Source organism: Bradyrhizobium barranii subsp. barranii (genome assembly GCF_017565645.3).
GTDB lineage: Bacteria > Pseudomonadota > Alphaproteobacteria > Rhizobiales > Xanthobacteraceae > Bradyrhizobium > Bradyrhizobium barranii.
Genome location: NZ_CP086136.1, coordinates 5230795 through 5254110, shown reverse-complemented (window position 1 = coordinate 5254110; position 23316 = coordinate 5230795). Strand labels below are relative to the sequence as shown.

The 23316-nt window shown below is 64.7% G+C and carries 25 protein-coding genes and 4 pseudogenes; 13 read left to right on the top strand and 16 right to left on the bottom strand.

Annotation, left to right across the window (positions count from 1 at the left end):
• Positions 1-19 precede the first annotated feature (19 nt).
• On the bottom strand, positions 20-499 hold the full coding sequence (locus J4G43_RS25115; protein ID WP_208086654.1) for a carboxymuconolactone decarboxylase family protein: 480 nt from the start codon (positions 497-499) through the stop codon (positions 20-22).
• A gap of 53 nt (positions 500-552) precedes the next feature.
• On the opposite strand from J4G43_RS25115, the gene J4G43_RS25110 reads away from it, so the two are divergent.
• Complete coding sequence (locus tag J4G43_RS25110; RefSeq protein ID WP_208086653.1) at positions 553-1083, top strand: MarR family winged helix-turn-helix transcriptional regulator; 531 nt, start codon at positions 553-555, stop codon at positions 1081-1083.
• A 6-nt stretch (positions 1084-1089) separates the two neighbouring features.
• On the opposite strand, the gene J4G43_RS25105 is transcribed toward J4G43_RS25110, so the two are convergent.
• From J4G43_RS25105 to J4G43_RS25095, 3 genes are all read right to left on the bottom strand, one after another.
• Positions 1090-1278, bottom strand: a complete 189-nt coding sequence (locus tag J4G43_RS25105; protein WP_038936126.1) for a hypothetical protein — start codon at positions 1276-1278, stop codon at positions 1090-1092.
• Positions 1279-1362: 84 nt separating this feature from the next.
• Positions 1363-1614 carry a hypothetical protein gene (locus J4G43_RS25100; RefSeq protein ID WP_208086652.1) on the bottom strand — a complete coding sequence of 84 codons (252 nt, stop codon included), beginning with the start codon at positions 1612-1614 and terminating at the stop codon, positions 1363-1365.
• A gap of 73 nt (positions 1615-1687) precedes the next feature.
• Positions 1688-1945, bottom strand: a complete 258-nt coding sequence (locus J4G43_RS25095) for a hypothetical protein (RefSeq protein ID WP_208086651.1) — start codon at positions 1943-1945, stop codon at positions 1688-1690.
• A 133-nt stretch (positions 1946-2078) separates the two neighbouring features.
• Between J4G43_RS25095 and J4G43_RS25090 the strand changes: the two genes are divergently transcribed.
• Complete coding sequence (locus J4G43_RS25090) at positions 2079-3308, top strand: lytic murein transglycosylase (protein ID WP_208086650.1); 1230 nt, start codon at positions 2079-2081, stop codon at positions 3306-3308.
• 70 nt (positions 3309-3378) lie between these two features.
• Here the strand turns inward: J4G43_RS25090 and J4G43_RS25085 are convergent.
• The 3 genes and pseudogenes from J4G43_RS25085 to recJ all read right to left on the bottom strand — a co-directional run bounded on the left by J4G43_RS25085 (position 3379) and on the right by recJ (position 7025).
• Positions 3379-4174: pseudogene (locus J4G43_RS25085) on the bottom strand (aldolase).
• A 108-nt stretch (positions 4175-4282) separates the two neighbouring features.
• On the bottom strand, positions 4283-5092 hold the full coding sequence (locus tag J4G43_RS25080; protein WP_208086649.1) for an SDR family NAD(P)-dependent oxidoreductase: 810 nt from the start codon (positions 5090-5092) through the stop codon (positions 4283-4285).
• Between the two features lie 91 nt (positions 5093-5183).
• Positions 5184-7025, bottom strand: a complete 1842-nt coding sequence (gene recJ / locus J4G43_RS25075) for a single-stranded-DNA-specific exonuclease RecJ (protein WP_208086648.1) — start codon at positions 7023-7025, stop codon at positions 5184-5186.
• Between the two features lie 284 nt (positions 7026-7309).
• Between recJ and J4G43_RS55645 the strand changes: the two are divergent.
• Positions 7310-8385 (top strand): annotated as a pseudogene (locus tag J4G43_RS55645) (methyl-accepting chemotaxis protein).
• A 79-nt stretch (positions 8386-8464) separates the two neighbouring features.
• Here J4G43_RS55645 and J4G43_RS25060 read toward each other — a convergent pair.
• Positions 8465-9223 carry a sulfite exporter TauE/SafE family protein gene (locus J4G43_RS25060; protein ID WP_208086647.1) on the bottom strand — a complete coding sequence of 253 codons (759 nt, stop codon included), beginning with the start codon at positions 9221-9223 and terminating at the stop codon, positions 8465-8467.
• 73 nt (positions 9224-9296) lie between these two features.
• Positions 9297-9470 (bottom strand): hypothetical protein, encoded by a 174-nt coding sequence (locus tag J4G43_RS25055; protein WP_208086646.1) that lies wholly within the window; start codon positions 9468-9470, stop codon positions 9297-9299.
• A 369-nt stretch (positions 9471-9839) separates the two neighbouring features.
• Between J4G43_RS25055 and J4G43_RS25050 the strand changes: the two genes are divergently transcribed.
• Complete coding sequence (locus J4G43_RS25050; RefSeq protein ID WP_208086645.1) at positions 9840-10583, top strand: SDR family oxidoreductase; 744 nt, start codon at positions 9840-9842, stop codon at positions 10581-10583.
• 50 nt (positions 10584-10633) lie between these two features.
• Positions 10634-11047 (top strand): cupin domain-containing protein, encoded by a 414-nt coding sequence (locus J4G43_RS25045; protein ID WP_208086644.1) that lies wholly within the window; start codon positions 10634-10636, stop codon positions 11045-11047.
• 10 nt (positions 11048-11057) lie between these two features.
• On the opposite strand, the pseudogene J4G43_RS56040 reads toward J4G43_RS25045, so the two are convergent.
• Positions 11058-11261 (bottom strand): annotated as a pseudogene (locus J4G43_RS56040) (4-hydroxythreonine-4-phosphate dehydrogenase PdxA); the annotation flags it as partial.
• Here J4G43_RS56040 and J4G43_RS25035 point away from each other — a divergent pair.
• The 7 genes from J4G43_RS25035 (at position 11178) to J4G43_RS25010 (ending at position 15139) form a co-directional block, all read left to right on the top strand.
• The gene (locus J4G43_RS25035) at positions 11178-11363 is read left to right on the top strand and encodes an FCD domain-containing protein (protein ID WP_223153570.1); all 186 of its coding nucleotides are present in this window, start codon (positions 11178-11180) and stop codon (positions 11361-11363) included. The pseudogene J4G43_RS56040 and the gene J4G43_RS25035 overlap by 84 nt on opposite strands.
• 110 nt (positions 11364-11473) lie before the next feature.
• Positions 11474-11956, top strand: a complete 483-nt coding sequence (locus J4G43_RS25030; protein ID WP_208086643.1) for a bleomycin resistance protein — start codon at positions 11474-11476, stop codon at positions 11954-11956.
• Positions 11957-12232: 276 nt separating this feature from the next.
• A complete protein-coding gene (locus J4G43_RS25025; RefSeq protein ID WP_208086642.1) occupies positions 12233-12919 on the top strand; it encodes an alpha/beta fold hydrolase in 687 nt (228 codons plus the stop codon).
• Positions 12920-13184: 265 nt separating this feature from the next.
• Positions 13185-14606 carry an L-lactate MFS transporter gene (locus J4G43_RS25020; protein ID WP_208086641.1) on the top strand — a complete coding sequence of 474 codons (1422 nt, stop codon included), beginning with the start codon at positions 13185-13187 and terminating at the stop codon, positions 14604-14606.
• Between the two features lie 27 nt (positions 14607-14633).
• The gene (locus tag J4G43_RS25015) at positions 14634-14792 is read left to right on the top strand and encodes a hypothetical protein (protein ID WP_157790313.1); all 159 of its coding nucleotides are present in this window, start codon (positions 14634-14636) and stop codon (positions 14790-14792) included.
• Positions 14793-14796: 4 nt separating this feature from the next.
• A complete protein-coding gene (locus J4G43_RS55340; RefSeq protein WP_014495518.1) occupies positions 14797-14922 on the top strand; it encodes an MFS transporter small subunit in 126 nt (41 codons plus the stop codon).
• Between the two features lie 7 nt (positions 14923-14929).
• Positions 14930-15139, top strand: coding sequence for a hypothetical protein (locus J4G43_RS25010; protein WP_208086640.1), 210 nt, complete (start codon positions 14930-14932; stop codon positions 15137-15139).
• A gap of 18 nt (positions 15140-15157) precedes the next feature.
• On the opposite strand, the pseudogene J4G43_RS25005 reads toward J4G43_RS25010, so the two are convergent.
• The 6 genes and pseudogenes from J4G43_RS25005 to J4G43_RS24980 all read right to left on the bottom strand — a co-directional run bounded on the left by J4G43_RS25005 (position 15158) and on the right by J4G43_RS24980 (position 21181).
• Positions 15158-16050: pseudogene (locus J4G43_RS25005) on the bottom strand (LysR family transcriptional regulator).
• Positions 16051-16125: 75 nt separating this feature from the next.
• A complete protein-coding gene (locus J4G43_RS25000; protein ID WP_208086639.1) occupies positions 16126-16845 on the bottom strand; it encodes a haloacid dehalogenase type II in 720 nt (239 codons plus the stop codon).
• A 142-nt stretch (positions 16846-16987) separates the two neighbouring features.
• Entirely contained in the window at positions 16988-17989 is a 1002-nt protein-coding gene (gene glpX / locus J4G43_RS24995; RefSeq protein ID WP_063983497.1) for a class II fructose-bisphosphatase, read from the bottom strand.
• A gap of 139 nt (positions 17990-18128) precedes the next feature.
• Positions 18129-19445, bottom strand: a complete 1317-nt coding sequence (locus J4G43_RS24990) for a homoserine dehydrogenase (RefSeq protein WP_085401211.1) — start codon at positions 19443-19445, stop codon at positions 18129-18131.
• A 30-nt stretch (positions 19446-19475) separates the two neighbouring features.
• Positions 19476-20696, bottom strand: a complete 1221-nt coding sequence (locus J4G43_RS24985) for an LL-diaminopimelate aminotransferase (protein ID WP_014495524.1) — start codon at positions 20694-20696, stop codon at positions 19476-19478.
• Between the two features lie 209 nt (positions 20697-20905).
• On the bottom strand, positions 20906-21181 hold the full coding sequence (locus tag J4G43_RS24980; RefSeq protein ID WP_135213523.1) for a hypothetical protein: 276 nt from the start codon (positions 21179-21181) through the stop codon (positions 20906-20908).
• A gap of 253 nt (positions 21182-21434) precedes the next feature.
• Here J4G43_RS24980 and J4G43_RS24975 point away from each other — a divergent pair, with 253 nt between their 5' ends.
• Positions 21435-23240: a PHA/PHB synthase family protein gene (locus J4G43_RS24975; RefSeq protein WP_208086638.1), complete on the top strand. Its 1806-nt coding sequence runs from the start codon at positions 21435-21437 to the stop codon at positions 23238-23240.
• Positions 23241-23316 lie beyond the last annotated feature (76 nt).

Here is a 23316-nt window from a genome sequence, read left to right as displayed (position 1 = left end):
TGTTTTCTCGATGTTCCACTCAAGATGCCGCGGCGCTCGCTGCGACCGGCCGCTTCGCCGGCGTCCAGCGATACGCGGCGCCAAAGCGGTTCCAGACGTTGATCGAGGCGACCGCCGAGGTCAGGTACATCAGCTCGGCCTCGGAGAATTCGCCGGAAGCGTCCGCATAGACCTCTTCACTGACGCCATCGGGCAGGAAGGTCAGCGCCTCCGCCCAGGCCAGCGCGGCCCGCTCGCGCGCCGAAAAGGCCGGCGCCTCGCGCCAGACCGCGACCAGATTGAGCTTGTCCACGGGCACGCCGATCCGCTCCGACAAAAGGACGTGGTGCTGCACGCAGAAGGCGCAGCCGTTGATCTGCGAGGCGCGCAGCTTGAGCAGCTCGAGCAGCTGCTTGTCGAGGCCCGCCTTGGCCGCCACCTGGCCGAGCGCCAGCACCAGCTCATACGCGTCGGGCGCGATCTTCTTGAAATCCTCGTACTCGCTGCGGGCGTGTGACACTAGCGTTCACCTCGTGTATTGTAAGACTGCTTACATCTTATAAGAGCTCTTATATGACACGCAAGACCGCTGCCATCACGAAATCGAAGGCTTCGCGGAAGCCGACCGCGCCTGCCGAAATCGCTGCCGTTCGCGTGCCCGCGCCCGGCGAAGGCAAGCGCGGTGAGCAAGGTTATCTCGGCTATCTGCTGCGACAAGCCCACGCCGCGGTCCGCCTGACGATGGAACGGACGCTCGCCGACCTCGGCGTGACGTCGCCGCAATTTGCCGTGCTGACCATGCTGAACGCCTATCCCGGCCTCTCCGGCGCCGACGTCGCCCGGCTCACGTTCCTGACCCCGCAGACGGTCGGCGTGATCATTCGCAACCTCGATCGCGACGGTGCGATCGTGATGACGCCTCATCCGGTCCACGGCCGGATCCAGCAATGGACGCTGACGCAGCGGGGAACGACGCTGTTGAAGGCTTGCAGGGAGCGCGTGATCGCGCTGGAGAAGCGCCTTGCCGCAAGTCTGGACGCCAAGGCGGAGACCGCGATCCGGCGCTGGCTCGCCGGCATCGCCGCCGATTTGCAGGAGGACTAACCGGCTCTAGTCGCCGCCGCCTCCGTCACCACCGCAGCCGCCGTCGCCTCCATCGGCATCCGAGAAATCGCTGACGGCGCCGTCGCCCTGGATGCCACGACCAAAGTTCTCGGCGATGATCATCAGGATCACGACAAACAGCCCGGCGCCGAACGGCCAGGGATTGGAACGGATGATGTCGAACAGCTCCCGCATGCGCGCATTCTGGGCAGACGGAAGCAAACCGACCGTAAAGCGACAGGCTTGAAATTGGGGATATCCGGGCAAGCCTAAGGACGCTCAGCCGCCCTTCAACGCTTTCTTAACCTCGCCGTCGGGCCACGCATCGCCCGCCGCGCTCACGCGCACGCGGCTCTGATCGGCGGCATTCACCAGCACATGCGAACTCGTCCGATCACCGCTCGGCTCGACACGCAAATCGGTTTCGGGCTTCCAGCTCAACGTGGTCGCGAGATCGCCGGGATAGATCCGCCATTGCGATCCGTCGTCGAGTTCGACGACATGGCTTTCCGCATGTGCCCGTATCTTCATTCCACCCCGAATTCTCGATGAGCAGATTGCGTGCAGACGGCGGGCCCCGGCGCTCGGCCGGGGCCCTGCTCCGTCAGTTGTCGTGATGAATCACGGTCTTGCTGCGATTGCCGAATTCATCTTCCTTCTTGATCACCGTGGTGCGGTTGGCAGGCTCGCGCTCCCTGATGACCGTGGTGCGGTCGCGATCGCGGTCCCGCTCACGATATTCGTGGGACTGTCCGACCGTCACGCCGGCACCGACCGGGCCGACGTGAACGCCGACTTCGTCGGCGAATGCAGGGGCGGCGATGGCCGTGACCATGGCGGCGGCAAACAGATATCTCTTCATCTTCGTCCTCCAATGTATGCGGAGGGAATGCGGGACTGCGACACTTTGTTCCGGCGGAACGCGGGGCGATAGCCTGTTCCCGGTGTTCCAGGAACCGGCCCACAGCAGCCGTGATTCCCGCTAGAATGGGTCCATGAAACAAGCTGATTCCTCGGCCAATCACAGCCGCCGCGCCCTGCTTCGATCCACGCTCGGCGCAGCCGCATTCATCACATTCCCCACGCAGCTTCTCGCCGCGCCTCCGGGCTTCGACGAATGGCGCGAGGGTTTTCGTGCGCGCGCCATGGCGAAGGGCATTTCGGCCGCGACCTGGCAGCGCGCGATGGCGCGGGTCGAGCCCGACATGAGCGTGTTCAAGCAGATGCGCAACCAGCCCGAATTCCACGAGCAGGTCTGGCAATACATCAACCGTCGCGTCTCGGACTGGCGCATCATCAACGGCAAGATCGCGCTGAAAAACAACGAGGCGCTGCTCGCGCGCATCGAGCGTGATTTCGGCGTCGAGCGCGGTACGCTGCTGGCGCTGTGGGGCGTGGAGTCCGCCTATGGCGATCCGCTGGTGCAGCAAAACCACATGACGCCGGTATTCCCCTCGCTCGCCGCGCTCGCCTGGAACGAGCCGCGCCGCAAAGCCTATTGGGAAACCGAGCTGATCAACGCGCTGCGCATCGTCGACAAGGGCTGGAGCACGCCGGAGCAAATGCAGGGGTCCTGGGCCGGCGCGATGGGGCATTCGCAATGGATGCCGGAAGTCTGGCTCAATGTCGGCATCGACTATGACGGCGACGGCAAGGTCTCGCCGTTCGGCAAGCCCGACGACGCGCTGGGATCGACGGCAAAGTATCTCGTCAATCGCGGCAAATGGCATCGCGGCGAGCACTGGGGCTACGAGGTGCGCGCATCCGGCGAGGCGAGCGGCAACCGGACCTATGCGGCGTGGCAGGCGGCCGGCGTCACCCGCGCCGATGGCCAGCCGTTTCCGCAACCGAATGCATCCGCGCAGATGTGGACGCCGGTTGCGGGCGGGCCGACATTCCTGCTGGGGCCGAATTTCTATTCGGTGAAGAGCTACAATCCCTCGATGAACTATGCGCTCGCAATCTGCCATCTGGGCGACCGCTGCCTCGGCGCGCCGCCCTTTATCCAGCCCTTCCCCGGCTCAGAGCGCGCGCTGACGCTCGCCGAGGTGCAGGAGATGCAGACGCGCCTGACCAAGGCCGGTTTCGACACCGGCGGCACCGACGGCCGCGTCGGCAACGACACCATGAAGGCGATCAAGGATTTTCAGCAGCGCGCGGGGATCACGCCCGCCGATGGTTATGGTGGGCTGAAGGTGCTGGCGAAGTTGCGGCAGGGATCGTAGGGCCCGCTCTCTGACTTTGTCGTTCCGGGGCGCGCCACTTGGCGCGAGCCCGTAATGACGGCGGTTGGGGTCAGTGCCGGTACTGCGGCTCTTCCGCGTCCAGCTGGCGGCGGATCGCGGCGAGATGCAATCGCGCGGATTCGGAATCACCTTCGCGCATCTGCCTGTAGGTTTCCGCCGCGATCGCGGGATCGACCGGCAGCACCTTTCGTCCCGTCGACATCGCCAGCACCTGCACCTCGGCGGCGCGCTCGAGATAATAGAGATCGTCCCAGGCCTCCGCGATGGTCGGCGCCAGCACCATCACGCCATGATGCTTCATGAAGACGATGTCGGCATCACCGACGGCCGAGGCGATGCGCGCCTTCGCGGTTGTCGAGCGCGAGGCCGTTATAGTCGCGGTCCACTGCGGTGCGGCCGTAGAATTTCAGCGCGGTCTGGCCAGCCCAGATCAGGGGATCGCCCTCGGTCATCGACAACGCCGTGGCGTAGGGCATGTGGGTGTGGAAGGCGACCTTCGCGCGCGGCAGGCGCTTGTGCATCTCTGCATGGATGTAGAACGCGGTTGCCTCGGGCGCGCCCTCGCCGTCGAGCACGTTGCCGCGGAAATCGCAGATCAGGAGCTTTGACGCCGTCAGCTCGCGGAAGGCGTAGCCGTATGGATTGACCAGGAAGAGATCGTCATGGCCGGGCACCACGGCCGAGAAATGGTTGCAGATGCCCTCCTCAAAACCATTGCGCGCGGCCATGCGGAAGCAGGCCGCGAGGTCCTCGCGCGCGGTGCGGATCGCGTCGGTGGCGAGATCAGGCCGGTTCGAGCGGAACGGCGCAGGTGCGGATGAGGAAGATTGAAGGCTGTGCGCCATGGCGAAGGAAACCTCTTTCGGTCGGAAGAGGCCCGCGTTGTACAGGGCCGACGCCTCTGCGTCAGCCCCCGCGGGCGCCACCCTGCCCTTCGCGTCTCGCGCGGCGGCCTATTGCCGCCGCGGCACGCCGCCGGCGTTCATGCCGCCGTCGATGACGAGCTCGCTGCCGGTGACGTAGCGCGAGGCATCGGAGGCCAGATACAGCACACCGGAAGCGATCTCCGCGGCCTGCCCGGCGCGGCCGAGCGGGGTTGCGACCTTGGCTCGCTCCTCGGGGTCGATCGGGGCGTTCTGGCCGGCGCCCGTTGCCCCCGTCGGAATCTTGCCCCAGATCGGGGTATCGATGATGCCGGGGTGAACGGAGTTGACGCGGATGCCGTCGCCGGCGGCCGCGCACTCCATCGCGATCGATTTGGCGAACAGCCGCACGCCGCCTTTGGTCAGCGAATAGGCCGAGAGGCCGGGCGCACCGCGCAAGCCCGCGAGCGAGGACATCATCACGATCGAGCTGCCGCCCGTCTTGCGCATCAGCGGCAGGCAATGCTTCACGGAGAGAAACACGCCGTCGAGATTGATGGCGTTCTGCTTGTGCCAATCAGCGAGCGTCATGTCGACGATCGACGGCACGGCAATGCCGATGCCGGCATTGGAGACCATGATGTCGAGCCGGCCATAGCGCTTGGCGATCTCGGCGACGATCTCGATCCAGCGCTCCTCGCTGGTGACGTCCTGCTCCAGGAAAATCGCCTTGCCGCCGCCTTTGGTCACGCGCTTGGCGAGCTCGGGGCCGCGCAGCTCGTCGATATCGGTGACGACGACGGTGGCGCCTTCGCGGGCGAACAGCTCGACGATGGCTTCGCCAATGCCCGAGGCGCCGCCCGTCACCAGCGCGACCTTGCCCTCAACCTGCCCTGCCATGTTCACTCCCTTTTTTGTTGTTTGAGCGGCTTATTTTTGACGCATGATCTCCGCGCAAACGCGTACCGCGTTTGTCGCGAGGGATCTTGCGTTATCTAATCACGGATGGCCCCTGGTCCGGTAGCGCGACGTCGACGACGCGGAATTGCACGCGCTCGGCGCCCTGGTACCGGTCGACCGACAACGATCCCGCGACATGCAATTGCTGACCGCGATTGGCGAGCAGCGCGTTGCCGAGCTTCTGGCCGACCGAACGGAACGCAATGCCGTTGACGATCGAGCCGTCGCCAGACTTGAAGCGTAGCCTCAAATGCGCCTGTCCGACCTCATCGGCATAGACGAGCTGATGCGATGGCAGCGCCAGCACGACTTCCGGATTGCCGCTGCCGAAGGGACCGGCGCGGTTGAGCGTGGTCGCAAGCTCCGTCGTCACGGCGCGCGCGGACACCGCGCCGTCGACATAGAGCTCGTTGACATGGCGCGCCTCGGCAACGTCTTGCGCCAGCGCATTTTCGAGATAGGCGCGGAATTCGGCGAGCTTCTCTTTCCGCAGCGTCACGCCCGCGGCCATCGCGTGGCCGCCGCCCTTCAGCAAGATACCGTCGGTCACCGCCTGCCGCACCGCCTTGCCGAGATCGACGCCTGCGATGGAGCGGCCCGAGCCGGTGCCGATGCCGCCGGGCTCCAGCGCAATCGCAAAGGCCGGCCGTGAAAACTTCTCCTTCAGGCGGGACGCGACGAGGCCGACCACGCCGGGATGCCAGCCTTCGGAGGCCGTGACGATCACGCCAATCTTGTCCTCGAGCCCGATCGAGGCCAGCGCCTCGGCTTCGGCCTGCGCTTCCGCCGCCTGCTCGATGACGCGGCGCTCACTGTTGAGGCGATCGAGCTCGGCCGCAATCCGCGCCGCCTCGACGCTGTCGCCTTCGAGCAAGAGCCGCACGCCGAGATCGGCCCGGCCGATCCGGCCGCCGGCATTGACGCGCGGCCCCAGCATGAAGCCGAGATGCCAGGCCTCCGGCGGGCCGTTGAGCCGCGCCACGTCCATCAGCGCGGTGTGGCCGACATGGTCGCGCCGCCGCATCGCGATCAGGCCTTTTGCGACGAAAGCACGATTGAGCCCGATCAGCGGCGCGACATCCGCAACCGTGCCGAGCGCGACGTGATGCAGCATGCCGAGCAGGTCGGGCTCGGGCATCTCGCTGGTCCAGAATCCGCGCTGGCGCAGCTCGCGGTTGACCGCGACCAGCGTCACCAGCACGAGACCGACGGCGGCGAGATGGCCGAGGCCCGAGAGATCGTCGAGCCGGTTCGGATTGACCAGCGCATCTACCTCCGGCAGCTCCGTACCGGCCTGGTGATGATCGATCACGACCACGGACATGCCGAGGCGCTTGGCTTCCGCGAGCGGCTCGATGCTGGTGGTGCCGCAATCGACGGTGACGAGCAGCGTGGCGCCCTTGGCGGCCAGCGCGCGGATCGCTTCGGTGTTCGGGCCGTAGCCTTCGAAAATCCGGTCGGGAATATGGATCAGCGGATCGAGCCCGCAATGGCGCAGATGCCAGGCGAGCAGCGCTGCCGAGGTGGCGCCGTCGACGTCGTAGTCGCCGAAGATCGCGACCTTCTCGCCGCGCATCGCTGCGTCCGCGATCCGCTTCGCGGCGGCTTCCATCTCGGTCACAGTGTACGGGTCCGGCAACAGCTTGCGGATGGTCGGATCCAGGAAGTCGCTGACACCATCGATGTCGATGCCGCGGCCCGCCAGCACCCGTGCCAGTAACTCCGGCAGCTGGTGCCGCTGCACGATGGCGAGCGCCTTGGCAGCCCCGCGCGCATCCAGCCGGTCGAGCCAGAGCTTGTCGGTGAGCGAGCGCGCGACGCCCAGAAACGCCTGGGGCACTTCGACGGGCAAGGCGGTTGCGGGCGGCGTCATGAGTCGAGACTGGCTTGAGGAACCCGGGGAATCGAACCGGGCGTTGCGGCGATCGGCCGACAATGACGATTGACCTGGAATCCCCCGGGATTTGCAATGTCCACGCCGCACAAAGCGGTGGATTGCCGCTTTGCTGCGCGGACTGACTATCATTTGGGCATTCCGTGGAACAGCAAATTAAGCGGGCGTTAGGCGGAATCTTCGAAAAAGACTCGTATTCGATCTGTAATTAGTTGTTCCGGGTTCGTTGCAGATCAGGCCTCATTGCCAAGGGAAGCTCCCCGATGTCTGCTGCGCTGGGTCTGAAAGCCAAGCCAATCGCCACCGAACCCGCTGATGACGATTCCGATATCTCCGCACTGATCAATCGCCTGACCGCGGAGGTCAACCAGATCGCAGTCGACAAGACCAAGGCGATCCAGCAGATCACCAACCAGATGAAGATGCTGGCGCTGAACGCGCTGATCGAGAGCTCGCGCGCCGGCGCGCAAGGCGCCGGCTTCGCGGTGGTGGCGCAGGAGGTGCGCGGCGTCGGCCAGCAGGTCGAAACCATCGCGCGCGAGCTCGAAACCCAGCTGACGAAGCGCACCGGCGATCTCGTCACCTCGATCGACCGCATGAGCCAGCGCTCGCGCGGCGAGCGGATGGTCGACCTGTCGCTCAACGCCATCGGCTGATCGATCGCAACCTCTATGAACGCACCTGCGACGTGCGCTGGTGGGCGACCGATTCCGCCGTGGTCGATTGCGCGGCCTCGCCCAACGCTGCAGCCGTCTCCCATGCCTCGCAGCGCCTCGGCGTGATTCTCGGCGCCTACACCGTCTATCTCGACCTCTGGCTCTGCGACCTCGACGGCAACGTCATCGCCAATGGCCGCGCCGACCGCTTTCGCGTCGTCGGCCAGAACGTCGCCCACACAAAGTGGTTTCGCGAGGCGCGAACCTTGCGCTCCGGCGACGACTATGTCGCCGGTGACGTCGAGAACCAGCCGCTGCTCGGCAATGCCCAGGTCGCGACCTATTGTGCCAGCGTCCGCGCCGGCGGCCAGGCCAACGGCGCGCCGATCGGCGTGCTCGCCATCCATTTCGACTGGGAGGCGCAGGCCCGCGCCATCGTGCAGGGCGTGCGCGTCGGCGACAGCGACAAGGCGCGCGTGCTGCTGGTCGACTCCAATCTGCGTGTGATCGCAGCTTCCGACGGCCAGGGTATTTTGAGCGAGCGCATCTCGATCTCGCTGAACGGCCAGCGCTCCGGCTTCTACCACGACCGCACGGGCGCGCTGGTCGCGTTCCATGCGACGCCAGGTTACGAGACCTATCGCGGCCTCGGCTGGTACGGCGTGATCGTCTGCGGAGCGTGACGACATCATCGCGATATCCGTGAGCGGGGCAGCTGACCGTCTAACGATGGTCGCGCCATGATGCGGCGCGACTTGCAGCCTATCCGAGATAGCCAGACACTCCGTCCCACAACAGCTTCAACGCCGTCACGGCCAGCAAGCCATGGCACGCCCGGTAGATCTGCCGCTGGTCCAGCTTTCCGTGGAGCCGCCAGCCGAGCCAGACGCCGCTGGGAATGGCAAAGAGGCACGCCGCCATCACGATCCAGACGTTGCCCGCCGGCCGCACCACCAACAGCCAAGGTACCGCCTTGATGGCGTTGCCGACGGTGAAGAACAGGCTCGTCGTTCCCGCGTAGACCTCCTTGCTGAGGCCAAGCGGCAGGAGGTACATCGCCAGCGGCGGTCCGCCGGAATGCGCGACCATGGTCGTGACACCCGAGGCAAGACCGGCAGCAACCGCCTTCGGCGAGGAGCGCGGACGAATGACCACCTTCGGGTCACTCACGAGCCATACGCCAACGAAGCTCAACGTCACGACCGCCATCACGATCGCGACGGCGCGATGGTCCAATACACGGAACAAGAGATAGCCGAGGGCAATGCCGATGACGAGCCCGGGCAACAGCAGCACCAGGTCCGGCTTCGACCATGTCGAGGGCTTCCAGTAGCGCAACGCGAACAGGTCCATGGCGATGAAGAGCGGCGCGAGCAGGCCGCCCGCCGTGACCGGATCCATCACGCACGACAGCAACGGAATGCCGACGATGGAGAAGCCGCCGCCGAATGCGCCCTTCATGAAGCAGATCAGGAAGACGCCGGAAAAGGCGATGATCACCGTGGCGACCGTCAAATCCATCTGCGCATCTCCATGACCGTCACGCTCGCGCCTCGGCTCGCGTCACGCCGAAACATCGCGGGCGAGACTTGGCTCAGGTCGCCGTGACGTCGTCATCGGTTGCTGTTGGGCCGGCGTCGGTCGACGTCGCTTGCGAGGTTCGAGGCTGCTCGGCCTTCGGCTGGAAAAAGAGACCGGGCAGCACTGAAGGCAGGCCAAAGGTCATTCCGAGGAATGCCAGAAACACATCAAGATAACTCACGCTCATTCTGTTGCTCCGCTTTGTCGGGCGCGACCACCTCTCGGTGCATTTGAGGGGCGATGCGGCGCAATATGAACCGGTACACTACTCAGTACAATAAGAACATTGACCTCGGAGCAATTTTGCCGCCTTCGCACGAGCAGAGCACATGCAGCAAATTTCTTGCGTTGGGCTTCGATCCGACCACGGCGGGCGCGGCGCCCACCCCGTCGCAACGAGTCTTCTGAAGCATTTTCCGGCAAAGCAGGCCGGTTACAGGCAAGAGCCCGCCGCATTGCTCGGCTACGCTGCGCTTCGCATCACGTTGGGCGACGTGACGTGATCGGCTCACGGATTGGGATCACTCACGCTCGTCACATGCCGAGGAGACATGCCATGAAGATCGTCGTGATCGGCGGGACCGGATTGATCGGATCCAAGCTCGTGACAAAGTTGAAACAACACGGCCACGAGGCCGTTGCAGCCTCGCCGAAATCAGGCGTGAACGCCGTGACCGGGGAAGGCCTCGCAGCAGCGCTGGCTGGCGCGGATGTCGTCGTCGACGTTGCCAACGCACCGTCCTGGGAGCCCGCCGCCGTGCTCGATTTCTTCCAGCGCTCGAGCACAAACCTCGTCGCGGCAGAGGCGGCCGCGGGCGTGAAGCATCACGTGGCGCTGTCGATCGTGGGGACCGAACGGTCGCCCGACAATTCCTATTTTCGGGCCAAGCTCGCCCAGGAGACCATCATCAAATCCACGTCGGTCCCCTACTCCATCGTTCGTGCCACCCAGTTCTTCGAATTCCTGGGCGCCATTGCCGAAACGGCTGTGGTCGAAGGAAAGATCGTCGTCCCGTCCGCACTGTTTCAGCCGATCGCCGCCGAAGACGTTGCCGATCGCCTCGCGGAGGTCGCCATGGGCCGGCCGCTCAACGGCACCATAGATATCGCAGGACCCGAGAAGGCCCCCTTCAATGAATTCATTGCGCGGCGCCTCAAGGCATCCGGCGACGCCCGACCGGTGGTGGGAGACCCGAAGGCACCGTACTACGGCGCCCCCATTGACGACACATCACTGAACCCGCTCGGCGAAGCGCGGCTTGGAAAAACGCCGCTCGCAACGTGGCTCGCAAGACTCTGAGGGGCCGCAAGAGCTTCAATCACGACACCCACGGCAATGAAGGAAATCCCATGCGCAGATTGCTGATCGCAACGGCGGTTTATGCCGCATCAATCCTGACGGCTTATGCGGCCGAACCGGCACCTCTGGCCAAAGTGACGGTCGTGTTCGACCAGGCGCTGCCGAACGTCCCGGGCAAGAGCATGAAGGGCGTGCTGGTCGAGTATGGTCCCGGAGGCTCCTCGCCGGCCCACATGCATCCGCGCTCCGCATTCATCTATGCGACCATCCTGGAAGGAGCGATCCGCAGTCGGGTCAATGACGAGCCCGCCAAGGTCTATCGCAAAGGAGAGAATTTCTTCGAAAAGCCCGGCGACCGTCACGCCATAAGCGCGAATGCCAGCGATACCGAACCTGCGAAGCTGCTGGCCGTCTTCGTCGTGGATTCGGCAGACAAGGAGCTGGTCACGCCGATCACGAAGTAGCGCCGCCTCGTCACGCAGCGCGGCGCGCGGCCATCTCAGCGGCCAGCAGCAACGCGGCGCGGCTGGCGCCGATCGACGCGATGCCTTGCCCTGCGATGTCGTAGGCGGTGCCGTGCGCGGGCGTGCGCCGATGACACCGCAGCGCTGGGCGTTCGCCGTGAAGGAGCACGAGGCGATCTTGAACGCGCTGCAGCGGCGCGATGGCGCCGGCCTCTCCCACATCCTGCGTGCGCATCTGCGCCACAAGCGCGAAGAGGTGTTGCAGGCGGGCTTTGCCGAGACGGAAGGAAACGACCTCGCGCTGCGGATCGCGTGAGGCGGCCGTGCCCGGCGAGCACTCGTTCGCCCCATTCCGCGTCTGGCCTTCGCGCCGCTTCGCTGCGATAACCGCCCCGAAGATCGGTCATAAGATCAGGCGACGCCGCAATGAACAAACCGCTGCCCTCAGACCCCGCCGCGCGTGCGACCTCCGACAGCACGGGAAGCACGCCGCGAGGCGGCTTTGCCGATCTCGTTCCCGAACTCGGCGTTTCCAGCATTCAAGCCAGCCTGCCGTTCTGGCGCGACTTGCTCGGCTTCGAGCTCGCTTATGATCGCCCCAATGCGCGATTTGCGTATCTCGTCAGGGGGCGTTTGCAGGTCATGCTCTGCGAATTGAATGGACGCTGGGAGACGGCCGAGATGCAGCGGCCATTCGGACGCGGCGTCAATTTCCAGATGGTCGTCGATCGCATTGATCCCATGCTGAGCGCTCTCCGCGATGCCAAATGGCCGCTCTACGAGCAGCCGAACGAAGCCTGGTATCGGGTCGGCGACCAGGAATTCGGCCAGCGTGAATTCCTCGTCCAGGATCCGGACGGTTACCTCGTGCGCTTCGTCGAACGCCTCGGCATGCGCACGCCATCCTGACGCAAAGATTCGTCCAGTCCTGCCGCATCGCGCTATCAGGAGACACTATCGCGACGGTGCACGCTGCCCGGACCATTGAACTGATGCACGCTCTCTGTCGTGTGGGGCGTATGCTGCATTCGGCTCACGAGCCGAACTTGCTCAATTTCGCATTCGCCCGATTATCCTTGCGCCCCTCTGTCAGCTGACGTGGTCGCGCGTTAGACGTGAAGCTCCCCCGCTTCACGCTCCGCGAGCACCTCGGCTCGCCGTTGCGCAGCCAACGGAGACCATCTCATGACCAAACCAAGCATCGTTTTCGCGCACGGCCTCTGGGCTGACGGATCGTGCTTCGGCAAGCTGATCCCGGCGCTGCAAGCCGAAGGCCACGAGGTCCTGGCGAGCCAGCACGGGCTCGATTCACTCGCAACCGACGTCGCCTGCGTGACGGCGTGCTTTGGCCGTGTTCCTGGACCCGTGGTCCTCGTCGGCCACTCCTATGGCGGCACACTGATCACGCATGCCGGAACCGATCCGCGGGTCGCCGCGCTGGTCTACATCGCCGCGCTCGCGCCCGCTGCCGACGAAACTTCGCAGAGCCAGATTGCAAAATTTCCGACGACGCAGGTGTTCGGCCACATCGACGCGCCGGCGGGCCGTGTCTGGCTCAAGCCAAGCGGCCTGACGTACTTTGCCGGCGACCTGCCCGAAGCCGAGCAAAAGCTGGTCTACGCAACGCAAGGGGCGCCGGTTGCGGATCTCCTGACCCAGAAGGTCGATGGCACAGCGTGGACCTCGAAGCCGAGCTGGTACATCCTCGCCAGCAAGGACCAGACGGTTCACCCCGATCTGCAACACTTCGTCTCGAAGCGCATGAACGCCACCGTGACCGAAGTGCCTTCGTCCCACGTCCCCATGCTGTCGAAGCCGGATGTGGTGCTGGATGTGATCCGGAAGGCTGCGAATGCGGTCACAGCGAAGTAGCATCGGCTGACATACCGTACCAAACCAATGCAGATGACGTTGTCATTCTTCAGATCAGGTCCGGGCGGCGCGAGACCGCCCGGACCTTTTGTCTATCGCGAAAACGCCATGCCGATTTCTGCTTTTTCTAATATCGATTAATCCGATTGTAACAGCGCATATTATTCGTTTGTCAAAATCATCCTTCTGCGTAGCCTGATCCCGCGCCATCGCCCGGCTGCCCGTAAAGGCCGCCCCCGAGAACAGCGAGGCACCGGAGGATTGGATGACGACGACGCTCGACGCATCGGGAATGCCTGCACGTTCGCTGCTGCCCTTCCTTGATCGCGAGCACACGATCGCAAGGCCGGGCTACAGCCGATGGATGGTGCCGCCCGCGGCGCTTTGCGTGCATTTGTGCATCGGACAGGCCTACGCCTTCAGCGTCTTCAACCTGCCGATGACCAAGCTGATCGGCGTCACCCAATCGGCATCCGGCGACTGGAAGCTCACCGAGCTCGGCTGGATTTTCTCCATCGCGATGGTTTTCCTCGGACTGTCGGCCGCAGTGTTCGGACGCTGGGTCGAGGAAGGCGGCCCGCGCAAGGCGATGTTCACTGCCGGCGTTGCCTGGGCGAGCGCATTCCTGATCTCGGCCCTCGGCGTCTATCTCCACAATCTCTGGATCATCTATCTCGGCTACGGCGTGATCGGCGGCTGCGCGCTCGGCATCGGCTACATCTCCCCGGTTTCGACGCTCATGAAGTGGTTTCCCGACCGGCCGGGGATGGCTACCGGCATGGCGATCATGGGCTTTGGCGGCGGCGCGCTGATCGCTTCCCCCCTCTCCGTATGGCTGATGAGCAAGTTTGCGACCACGAGCGACGTCGGCGTGCTCGGCGCCTTCATCACGCTCGGCTGTGTCTACTTCGTCTTCATGATGGTCGGCTCCGCCATCGTGCGCGTGCCGGCGCAGGGCTGGAAGCCGGAGGGTTATGTGCCGCCTGCGGCCGCCACCAAGCTGATGACCAGGAACGACGTGTTCGTCTACCAGGCGGTCAAGACGCCGCAGTTCTGGCTGATCTGGATCGTGCTGTTCTGCAACACCACCGCCGGCATCGGCGTGCTCGGCCAGGCCTCGGCGATGAGCCAGGAGATGTTCCCCGCCCACATCACCGCGGTGGCGGCCGCAGGTCTCGTCGGCCTGATGAGCCTGTTCAACATGGGCGGACGTTTCAGCTGGGCCTCGCTATCCGACTTCATCGGACGCAAGAGCACCTATTTCGTCTACATGGTGCTCGGAATCGCCCTCTACGTGACCGTGCCCTATGCCGGCGCGAGCGGCAATGTCGTGCTGTTCGTGCTGTGCTTCCTGATCATCGTCAGCATGTATGGCGGCGGCTTTTCCACCGTGCCGGCCTATCTGCGCGACATGTTCGGCACGCGCTATGTCGGCGCCATCCACGGCATCCTGCTGACGGCCTGGTCGATGGCCGGAATCGCCGGGCCTGTGCTGATCAACTACATCCGCGAATACAACGTCACGCATGGTGTGCCGAAGGCGCAGGCCTACAACACGACCATGTACATCATGGCCGGACTGCTCGTGGTCGGCTTCCTCGCCAACCTCTGCGTCCGTGCCGTCGACAAGCGTCATCACATGCAGGACGAGGACAATTCAGGTCTCGAGGCGGCGCGTGCTGCCTGACGTTCGGACGAACACAAGGAGGCGACCATGACCACGACATCACGGAGCGAAGCGTCATTCTCCCAATCGCTGCTGAGCTGGATCGCCTGGCGGGTATCCCGGACGATGGCGGCGATGCGGCCGGTGCATCGTGCCACCGAGATCGCGGCCGCAGCCGCGGCGAGCAACAATCCCTCGGGGGCCTGACATCATGCAGACCGCTCAGACGGCAAAGACCACCCCGCTGCAATTGGCGCTGGCCTGGAGCTTTGCGGGCATCCCCCTGCTCGCGGGCGTGATCCAGACTTTGCTCAACGCCATGAAGCTGTTTCAGTAGGCGGCGAATGCGTCCCACGAACAAGCGTGCAGCGCTTCTCGGCGGCGCGCGACGGTTGGTAACCGACGAAGGCTTCACCATCACCGTGCTGGCCGCGGTGATCGCCGCTGCGGTTCTCGCAGTCGGCTTTGACGCGACTGCGGACATCGTCGTCGCGACGCTCGCACTTGGCGCGGTGACGGCGCTCGCCGAGACCCGCCTGCACCGGCGCGGATAGATCCAATCAAACGAGCCGTCAGCGGCGCTTGCGCGCACCACGCGCCGGCGTTTCCGTCACCCGCCGGGTCTGCTCGGCGGCGAGGTCGCGCATGATCGCTATCGCGCTCTGCACGTGGTCGTCGGGCTGGTCGACCGAATAGACGACATAGGCAGGCATCGAGAATTTCGGCGCTCCCACCACCAGGTGAAGCCGCCGTGCCTTCAGCAGCGGCTCGACGATCCGGTGCGCAAAATAGCCGGAGCCGCCGTTGGCGAGGACGTGCTGCAGCCCGAGCCAGCCGATGTTGGCGGTCAGCACAGGCCCCGCGAAATTGGGAAAGACGGCGCTGTGGCGGGCGTAGAATTCGGGCCCCCAGTCGACATAGACGTAGCCATCCTGCGGCTCCGGATCGCTCCTGGGATTGGTCGACACCAGCACAAGCTGCTCCTCGATCAGCAACTCGACCTTGAGGCGGGGCGGCTTTGCGGGGTGTACATCACGCCGATGTCGATGCGTCCCTCGACCAGCCCCTGCATCAACTCGGGCTCAAGGGCGCTCTCGGCCCGGATGGAGATCTGAGGATTGGCCTCCTGCATGCGCGGCACCCAAAGCAGCAGGAACTCCTCCCACAGGCCGATGCGGCCGCCGACCACCAGCGCCCCGTTAAAGCCCTTGGGGAGGCCGACGTCGTGGCGGGCCTGCTCGACGGTGCGAACAAGCGTCGAGGCATGGCGCTGAAATTGCCGTCCCGCCACCGTAAGCGTCGCGCCCGCCTTGTTGCGCACGAACAGCGTGCAGCCGAGCAGCTCCTCGAGCGAGTGGATCCGCGTGCTGACGGTGGACTGGCTGACGTGAAGCCGGTCGGCGGCGGTGATGAAATTGCCGGTCGCGACCACGGTCAGAAATGTCCGCGCGAGCTCGGTATCCAAGGGCGCACCTCACACATCGACATCGTCGATATGAAAGGCGCTGTCGTGAAGGATGTCAAACTGAAGCAGTGCCGCTTAGCAGCCGAGCTTGTCGGCGACCCCGCCAAAATCCTTCGCGACGATGTCCCAATTGCCGGTCGCCTCGAAATCGACCTTCTGGAGCGGACCGTATTCCGTTGGCCGCGCCACGAACGCGGTCTTCAGCCCGTTCTTCTGGGCGGCGGCGAGATCGCCGTTGTGGGCGGCGACCATCATCACCTGCTCCGGCTTGAGGCCGAGCAGGCGCGCGGCCCCGAGATAGGTCTCGGGATCGGGCTTGTAGTGCTCGAACAGCTCGGCCGACATGATGAGGTCCCACGGCAGGCCGGCGAACTTGGCCATGTTGGTGAGCAGCGCGACGTTGCCGTTCGACAGCGGCGAGATCACGAATTTCGACTTCAGCCGGGTCAGGCCGGCGACACTGTCAGGCCAGGGATTGAGGCGGTGCCAGCCCTTGGTGATGTAGTCGAGGTCGGCCTCGGTCAAACCCTTGATCGCGAACTTCTCGACCAGCTTGTCCAGCGAGCGGCGGTGCAGGACGTCGAGGATGACATAGCCACGTTCGGGGTGCTTGCGCACGTCATCCATGGCGGCCGTGTACATGCCGCGCCAGCCGTCGACCAAAGCGGTCCAGTCGGCGGAGATGCCGCGGCCCTTACCCCACCACATGAGGTCGGTGATCAGGCTGGTGCGCCAGTCCACGACGGTGCCGAACACGTCGAAGACCAGGGCTTTGACGGAGGAGAGATCGGACATGTGCGCTTCCTCTTTTGTTGTTCTTGTCATTCCGGGGGGCGCGTCAGCACCAACCCGGAATCCAGAAGTTATGGCGCGAGATTCCGGTTTCTCCGGGCCGCGCGCTTTGCGCGGTCCCGTCGCCCCGGAATGACGAAGCGCGTCAGCCCAGGTAAAACTTCTCCAACTGCCGGTGCTCGGCCTTGATGTAACGCACGGTGCCGGTGACGGAGCGCATCACGACCGTCTCGGTCTCGATCACGCCGTCCTTGCGGAACTTGACGCCCGACAGCAGCGAGCCGGTGGTAACGCCGGTGGCGGCGAACAGGCAGTCGCCGCGCGCCATGTCCTCGATGCCGTAGATCATCTTGGGATCGTTGACGCCCATCTTGGCGGCGCGCTCGCGCTTCTCGTCGGAATCCAGGATCAGGCGGCACTGCATCTGGCCACCGATGCAGCGCAGCGCCACGGCCGCGAGCACGCCTTCCGGCGCGCCGCCGGTGCCGAGATACATGTCGACGCCGGTGTTATCAGGATCGGCGCAGTGGATCACGCCGGCCACGTCGCCGTCGGTGATGAGGCGGACGGCGGCGCCGGTCGAGCGCACGCTCTCGATGATGCTGGCATGGCGCGGGCGGTCGAGCACGAGAACGGTGATGCCTTCCGGCTGGACACCCTTGGCCTTGGCGAGGCGGCGGACGTTGTCGGCGGGCGAGGCATCAATTTCGACAACACCCTTGTCGTAGCCGGGACCGATCGCGAGCTTCTCCATGTAGACGTCAGGAGCGTGCAGCAGCGTGCCGCCGTCGGCCATCGCCATGGTGGCAATCGAGCCCGGCATGTTCTTGGCGCACAGCGTGGTGCCCTCGAGCGGGTCGACCGCGATGTCGACCTGCGGGCCGGCGTTCATGCCAACCTTCTCGCCGATGAACAGCATCGGCGCCTCGTCGCGCTCGCCCTCGCCGATCACGATGGTGCCCTCGATCGGCAGCTTGTTGAGCTCGCGCCGCATGGCGTCCACCGCGGCCTGGTCGGCCGCCTTCTCGTTGCCGTGCCCGCGCAGCCGCGCCGAAGACACCGCCGCCCGCTCCGTCACCCGCACGATCTCCAGCGTGAGGATGCGCTCGAGCAACGCGTGCGGCGGGACTGAAATATGGGTCGACATCGGCTAACTCCTTCGGAACAGTTTTGGACGGAGATCTCCGTCCGCATCAACTCGTAACACCCACAGTTCGTTCGAACCGTGTCCTATTGTTTGAGCATGACCTTTCCGGAAAACCTCTTCACACTTTTCCGGGTCATGCTCAGTTCTTCTCGATCCGGATCACCTGTGGCCGTCCGCTGATCACCTTGTCCTTCTGCACGGCCGCGAGCGCGCGTCGCACGGCGTCCTCATGCGTCGCATAGGTGATCAGGATGACGGGCACGGGCACCGCCTTGCCGTTCGCCGGCGCAGCGCCGCCATTGGGATGACGCTGCACGATCGACTCGATCGAAATCTTCTGCTCCGCGAGCCGGGTCGCGATCGCGGCCGCAGTGCCCGGGAAATCCCGCGCCAGCAGGCGGATATAGTAGCCGCCCTCGTGCCGCTCCATCGGCGCCTTCTTGGTGTCGCGCAGATGCGAGATCGGCCGGCCGAACGGATTGGCGCGGATGCCGCGCGCAACGTCGGCGATGTCGGCGACGACGGCGGATGCGGTCGCAGCACCGCCGGCACCGGGGCCGACCAGCGTGATCGGAGGAATGCCCTCGCCATCGATCGTGACCGCATTGGTGACACCCATCACCTGCGCGATCGAGGAGGATTTTGGAACCATGGTCGGGTGCACGCGCTGCTCGATGCCCTTGGCGGTACGGACGGCAACACCGAGCAGCTTGAGCCGGTAACCGAGATCGTCGGCCGCGCGCAGATCTTCCGGCGCGATGGATGAGATACCTTCGACATACACAGCGCTTTGAGCAACTTTCGTGCCGAAAGCGAGGCTGGCGAGAATGGCAAGTTTTTGCGCGGTGTCGTGGCCATCGACGTCGAAGGACGGATTGGCCTCGGCGTAGCCGAGCCGCTGCGCATCCTTGAGGCATTCGGCGAAGGACAGTCCCTCCTGCTCCATCCGCGTCAGGATGTAATTGCAGGTGCCGTTGAGGATGCCGTAGACGCGGGTGACGCCGGTTCCGGCAAGCCCTTCGCGTAACGTTTTGATGACAGGGATCGCGGCGCCGACCGCTGCCTCGAAATTCAGCGCGCCGCCGTGCTTTTCGGCGGCCTTGGCAAGCTTCAGGCCGTGCTTGGCGAGCAGCGCCTTGTTGGCGGTGACGACCGACTTGCCCGCATTCAGTGCCGCTTCGACCGCAGAGAGAGCGGGATCACCGGCGCCGCCCATCAGCTCGACGAAGCAGTCGATGCCGGGATGCGTGGCCAGTGCCATGGGGTCCCTGACCCATTCGATGCCGCGCAGATCGACGCCGCGCTTCTTCGCCTTCGAGCGCGCGGTGACGGCGACGACGCGAATGCCGCGGCCGCTGCGGCCCGCGAGCACGCGGGCCTGGGTCTCGATCAAACGGACAACTTCGGCGCCCACGGTGCCGAGCCCCGCTATGCCCACTTTCAGGGGTGCAACCATGATGCTTTAGAAAACCTGCCGAAGAGAAACTTAACGCCGATTGGCGAGCGGAACGACGTTGTGCAACGTTTCGATGCCGCTTTCAAGGAAGCGGCGCACGCCGCGCGCGGCCTGCCTGATCCGTTGCTCGTTTTCCACCATGGCGATGCGGACATATCCTTCACCGTGCTCGCCGAAGCCGACACCGGGCGAGACCGCGACGCCGGATTTCTCCACCATCAGGGTTGCGAACTGCATGCTGCCGACGCTGCGGAAGGCCTCCGGCAGCGGCACCCAGGCGAACATCGAGGCTTCCGGCGGCGGGATCTCCCAGCCGGCGCGGCCGAACGATTCCACCAGCGCGTCGCGGCGCTTGCGGTAGGTGTCGCGCATCTCCTTGATGCAATCGTCGGGGCCGTTCAGCGCGGCGGTCGCGGCGACCTGCACCGGCGTGAAGGCGCCGTAGTCGAGGTAGGATTTGACGCGGGCGAGCGCGGCGATCACGCGGTCGTTGCCGACCGCAAAGCCCATGCGCCAGCCGGCCATCGAATAGGTCTTCGACATCGAGGTGAACTCGACGGTGACGTCGATCGCGCCGGGCACCTGGAGCACCGAGGGCGGCGGGTTGTTCTCGTCGAAATAGACTTCGGCATAGGCGAGATCGGACAGGATCAGGATCTCGTGCTTCTTCGCGAACGCGACGAGGTCCTTGTAGAAGTCGAGGCTCGCGACATAGGCGGTCGGGTTCGAAGGGTAGCAGACGACGAGCGCGAGCGGCTTCGGGATCGAATGCACGATCGCCCGTTCCACCGCCTCGAAGAATTGCGGCGTCGGCTCCGAGGGCACCGAACGGATCACGCCGCCCGCCATCAGGAAGCCGAAGGCGTGAATCGGGTAGCTCGGGTTCGGGCAGAGGATGACGTCGCCGGGCGCGGTGATCGCCTGCGCCACATTGGCAAAGCCCTCCTTCGAACCGAGTGTCGCGACGACCTGGGTGTCGGGGTTGAGCTTCACGCCGAAGCGGCGGGCGTAATAAGCGGCCTGGGCCCGGCGCAACCCGGGGATGCCGCGGGAGGCCGAGTAGCGGTCGGTGCGCGGCTTGCCCAGCGTCTCCTTCAGCTTCTCCAGCACATGTGCAGGCGCCGGCAGGTCCGGATTGCCCATGCCGAGGTCGATGATGTCGGCGCCGGCATTCCGCGCGGCCGCCTTGGCCCGGTTGACCTGCTCGAACACGTAAGGCGGAAGGCGGCGGATGCGGTAAAACTCTTCCATGGCTCTCTGGGCTCCGGGCAACCGGTCAGGACAGAATCGACCGGCCATGACAGCCGCTCGGGAAAGCTCTCGCCCCCTCGCGAAAATCGCTCAAAATCAAACGCTTAGAGCAATATTCGACGGCAGGAGCTGAAGTTGTTCGCCCTGACTCTCGGCTGAACTGAGGTCTTTTAGCACGGCATGGCGGGGGCGCCAGCGATTACGCCGCGTTACTTGGCGTCTTTTGCGGCAACGGATTGGCGCTCGCGCGCGGCGGCCAGCTCGGCTTCGATCTTGGCGCGCTGGTCCGGCGGGATGATTGCCTGATCACGATCCGGTGGCAGATCGTGCACCGGAAGGTACGAGCCGGGCTCCCTGGGATGGGCCTGCGCATCAGTAGGGGTATAGTCAGCCAGCTGACTCGAGCAGCCGCCCAAGGCAAGCGCCGCCATCAGCAGAGCGCCACAGATCGGCAGCGACTTTTGCAGGTCCCTCAACGCCAACACTTGGGAAATCCCCTACTCGTCCCAACGCAAGGCTGCCGGAACTTAACCCGACAACCTGCCCAAGCTCAAACCATTGCTGCCCACAAATGGTACGAGCGAGAATACTTCCAAGGCCCACTGCGGAAGAGGTGCACGCTGATTGTGACAAAACCAAGGGGCTTTGTCGCAGTGCAGCACATGTTGGAGCTTGTTTAACGCCAAACATGCGAGCTTCGCGGTGACGAATACAGAATGAATCGTTACTGTTCTGCTCATGAGTACCGCCACGACCGACACGCCCAAACCCGAGACGAAGTTCGATGCGGAAGCCTTCGCGATGAATGTCGCGCGGGCGATGGAGAGCGGCGGCAAGGCGCTCGCCGCGTATCTGAAACCACGCGAGAGCGGCGACGTGCAGGATCGCCCGCCGGCCGAGCTTACGGAAGTGGTCAAGGCCTTCACGTCGGTCGCCCAATACTGGATGTCAGATACATCCCGCGCGTCCGATCTGCAGACCAAGCTCGCCAAGGATTATCTCGACCTCTGGGGCTCGGCGGCGCGCCGCATGGCCGGCCAGGACGCTTCACCCGCGATCGCGCCCTCGCCGCGCGACAAGCGCTTTGCCGATCCGGAATGGAAGTCGAACCAGTTCTTTGATTTCATGATGCAGCTCTATCTGCTCACGACCAAATGGGCGCAGGAGCTGGTGCACGACGCCGAGCTCGATCCGCAGACCCGCCGCAAGGCGGAGTTCTACGTCCAGCAGGTCACCAATGCGATCTCGCCGTCGAACTTCGTGCTGACCAATCCGGAAGTGCTGCGCGAGACGGTGGCGAGCAGCGGCGAGAACCTGGCGCGCGGCCTGAAGATGCTGGCCGAGGACATCGCGGCCGGCAAGGGCATGCTGAAGATCCGCCAGTCCAATCCGGACAATCTCGTCGTCGGCGTCAACATGGCGACGACGCCGGGCAAGGTGATCTACCAGAACGAGATGATGCAGCTGATCCAGTATTCGCCGACCACGGAGAACGTGCTGCGCACGCCGCTCCTGATCGTGCCGCCCTGGATCAACAAGTTCTACATCCTCGATCTCAAGCCGGAGAAATCCTACATCAAGTGGTGCGTCGACCAGGGCATCACCGTGTTCGTGATCTCATGGGTCAATCCCGACAAGCGGCTCGGCAACAAGAGCTGGGAAGACTACATGAAGGAAGGCCCGCTCACGGCGATGGACGTGATCGAGAAGGTCACCGGCGAGTTGAAGGTGCACACCGCCGGCTATTGCGTCGGCGGCACCATGCTCGCGACCACGCTGGCCTGGCTCGCCGAGAAGCGCCGCCAGCGCGTGGCGTCGGCGACGTTCTTCGCCGCGCAGGTCGACTTCACCCATGCCGGCGATCTCCTCGTGTTCGTCGACGAGGACCAGATCGCGGCCCTCGAGCAGGACATGAAGGCGGCCGGCGTGCTCGAAGGCTCGAAGATGGCGATGGCCTTCAACATGCTGCGCTCCAACGATCTGATCTGGTCCTATGTCGTCAGCAACTATCTGAAGGGCCAGCAGCCGAGCGCGTTCGACCTCTTGCACTGGAATTCGGATGCGACGCGCATGACCGCGTCGAACCATTCCTATTACCTGCGCAATTGCTACCTGGAGAACCGGCTCTCCACCGGCACCATGGTGCTCGACAACACGCTGCTCGACCTCTCCAAGGTCAAGGTGCCGGTCTACAACCTCGCCACCCGCGAGGACCACATCGCGCCGGCCGAATCGGTGCTGTACGGCTCGCAGTTCTTCGGCGGCCCGGTAAAATACGTCCTGTCCGGCTCGGGCCACATCGCCGGCGTGGTCAACCCGCCCGCCTCGAACAAGTACCAGTACTGGACCAACGACAACGTCAAGGACGTCAACGTCGCCGAGTGGATGAAGGGCGCGGTGGAGCACAAGGGCTCGTGGTGGCCGGACTGGCGCGAATGGCTGGGCGGGCTCGATCCCGAGGAAGTCCCGGCGCGCGTGGTCGGCAGCGAGGCCCTGCCCGCGATCGAGGACGCGCCCGGCAGCTATGTCAGGGTTCGCGCCTAGCGGGATTTCTTTGCGCATGGCGCAATCCTGCGCGCTTGTATAATCTCGCGTTCAACACAGCGACGACAGAGGGGAC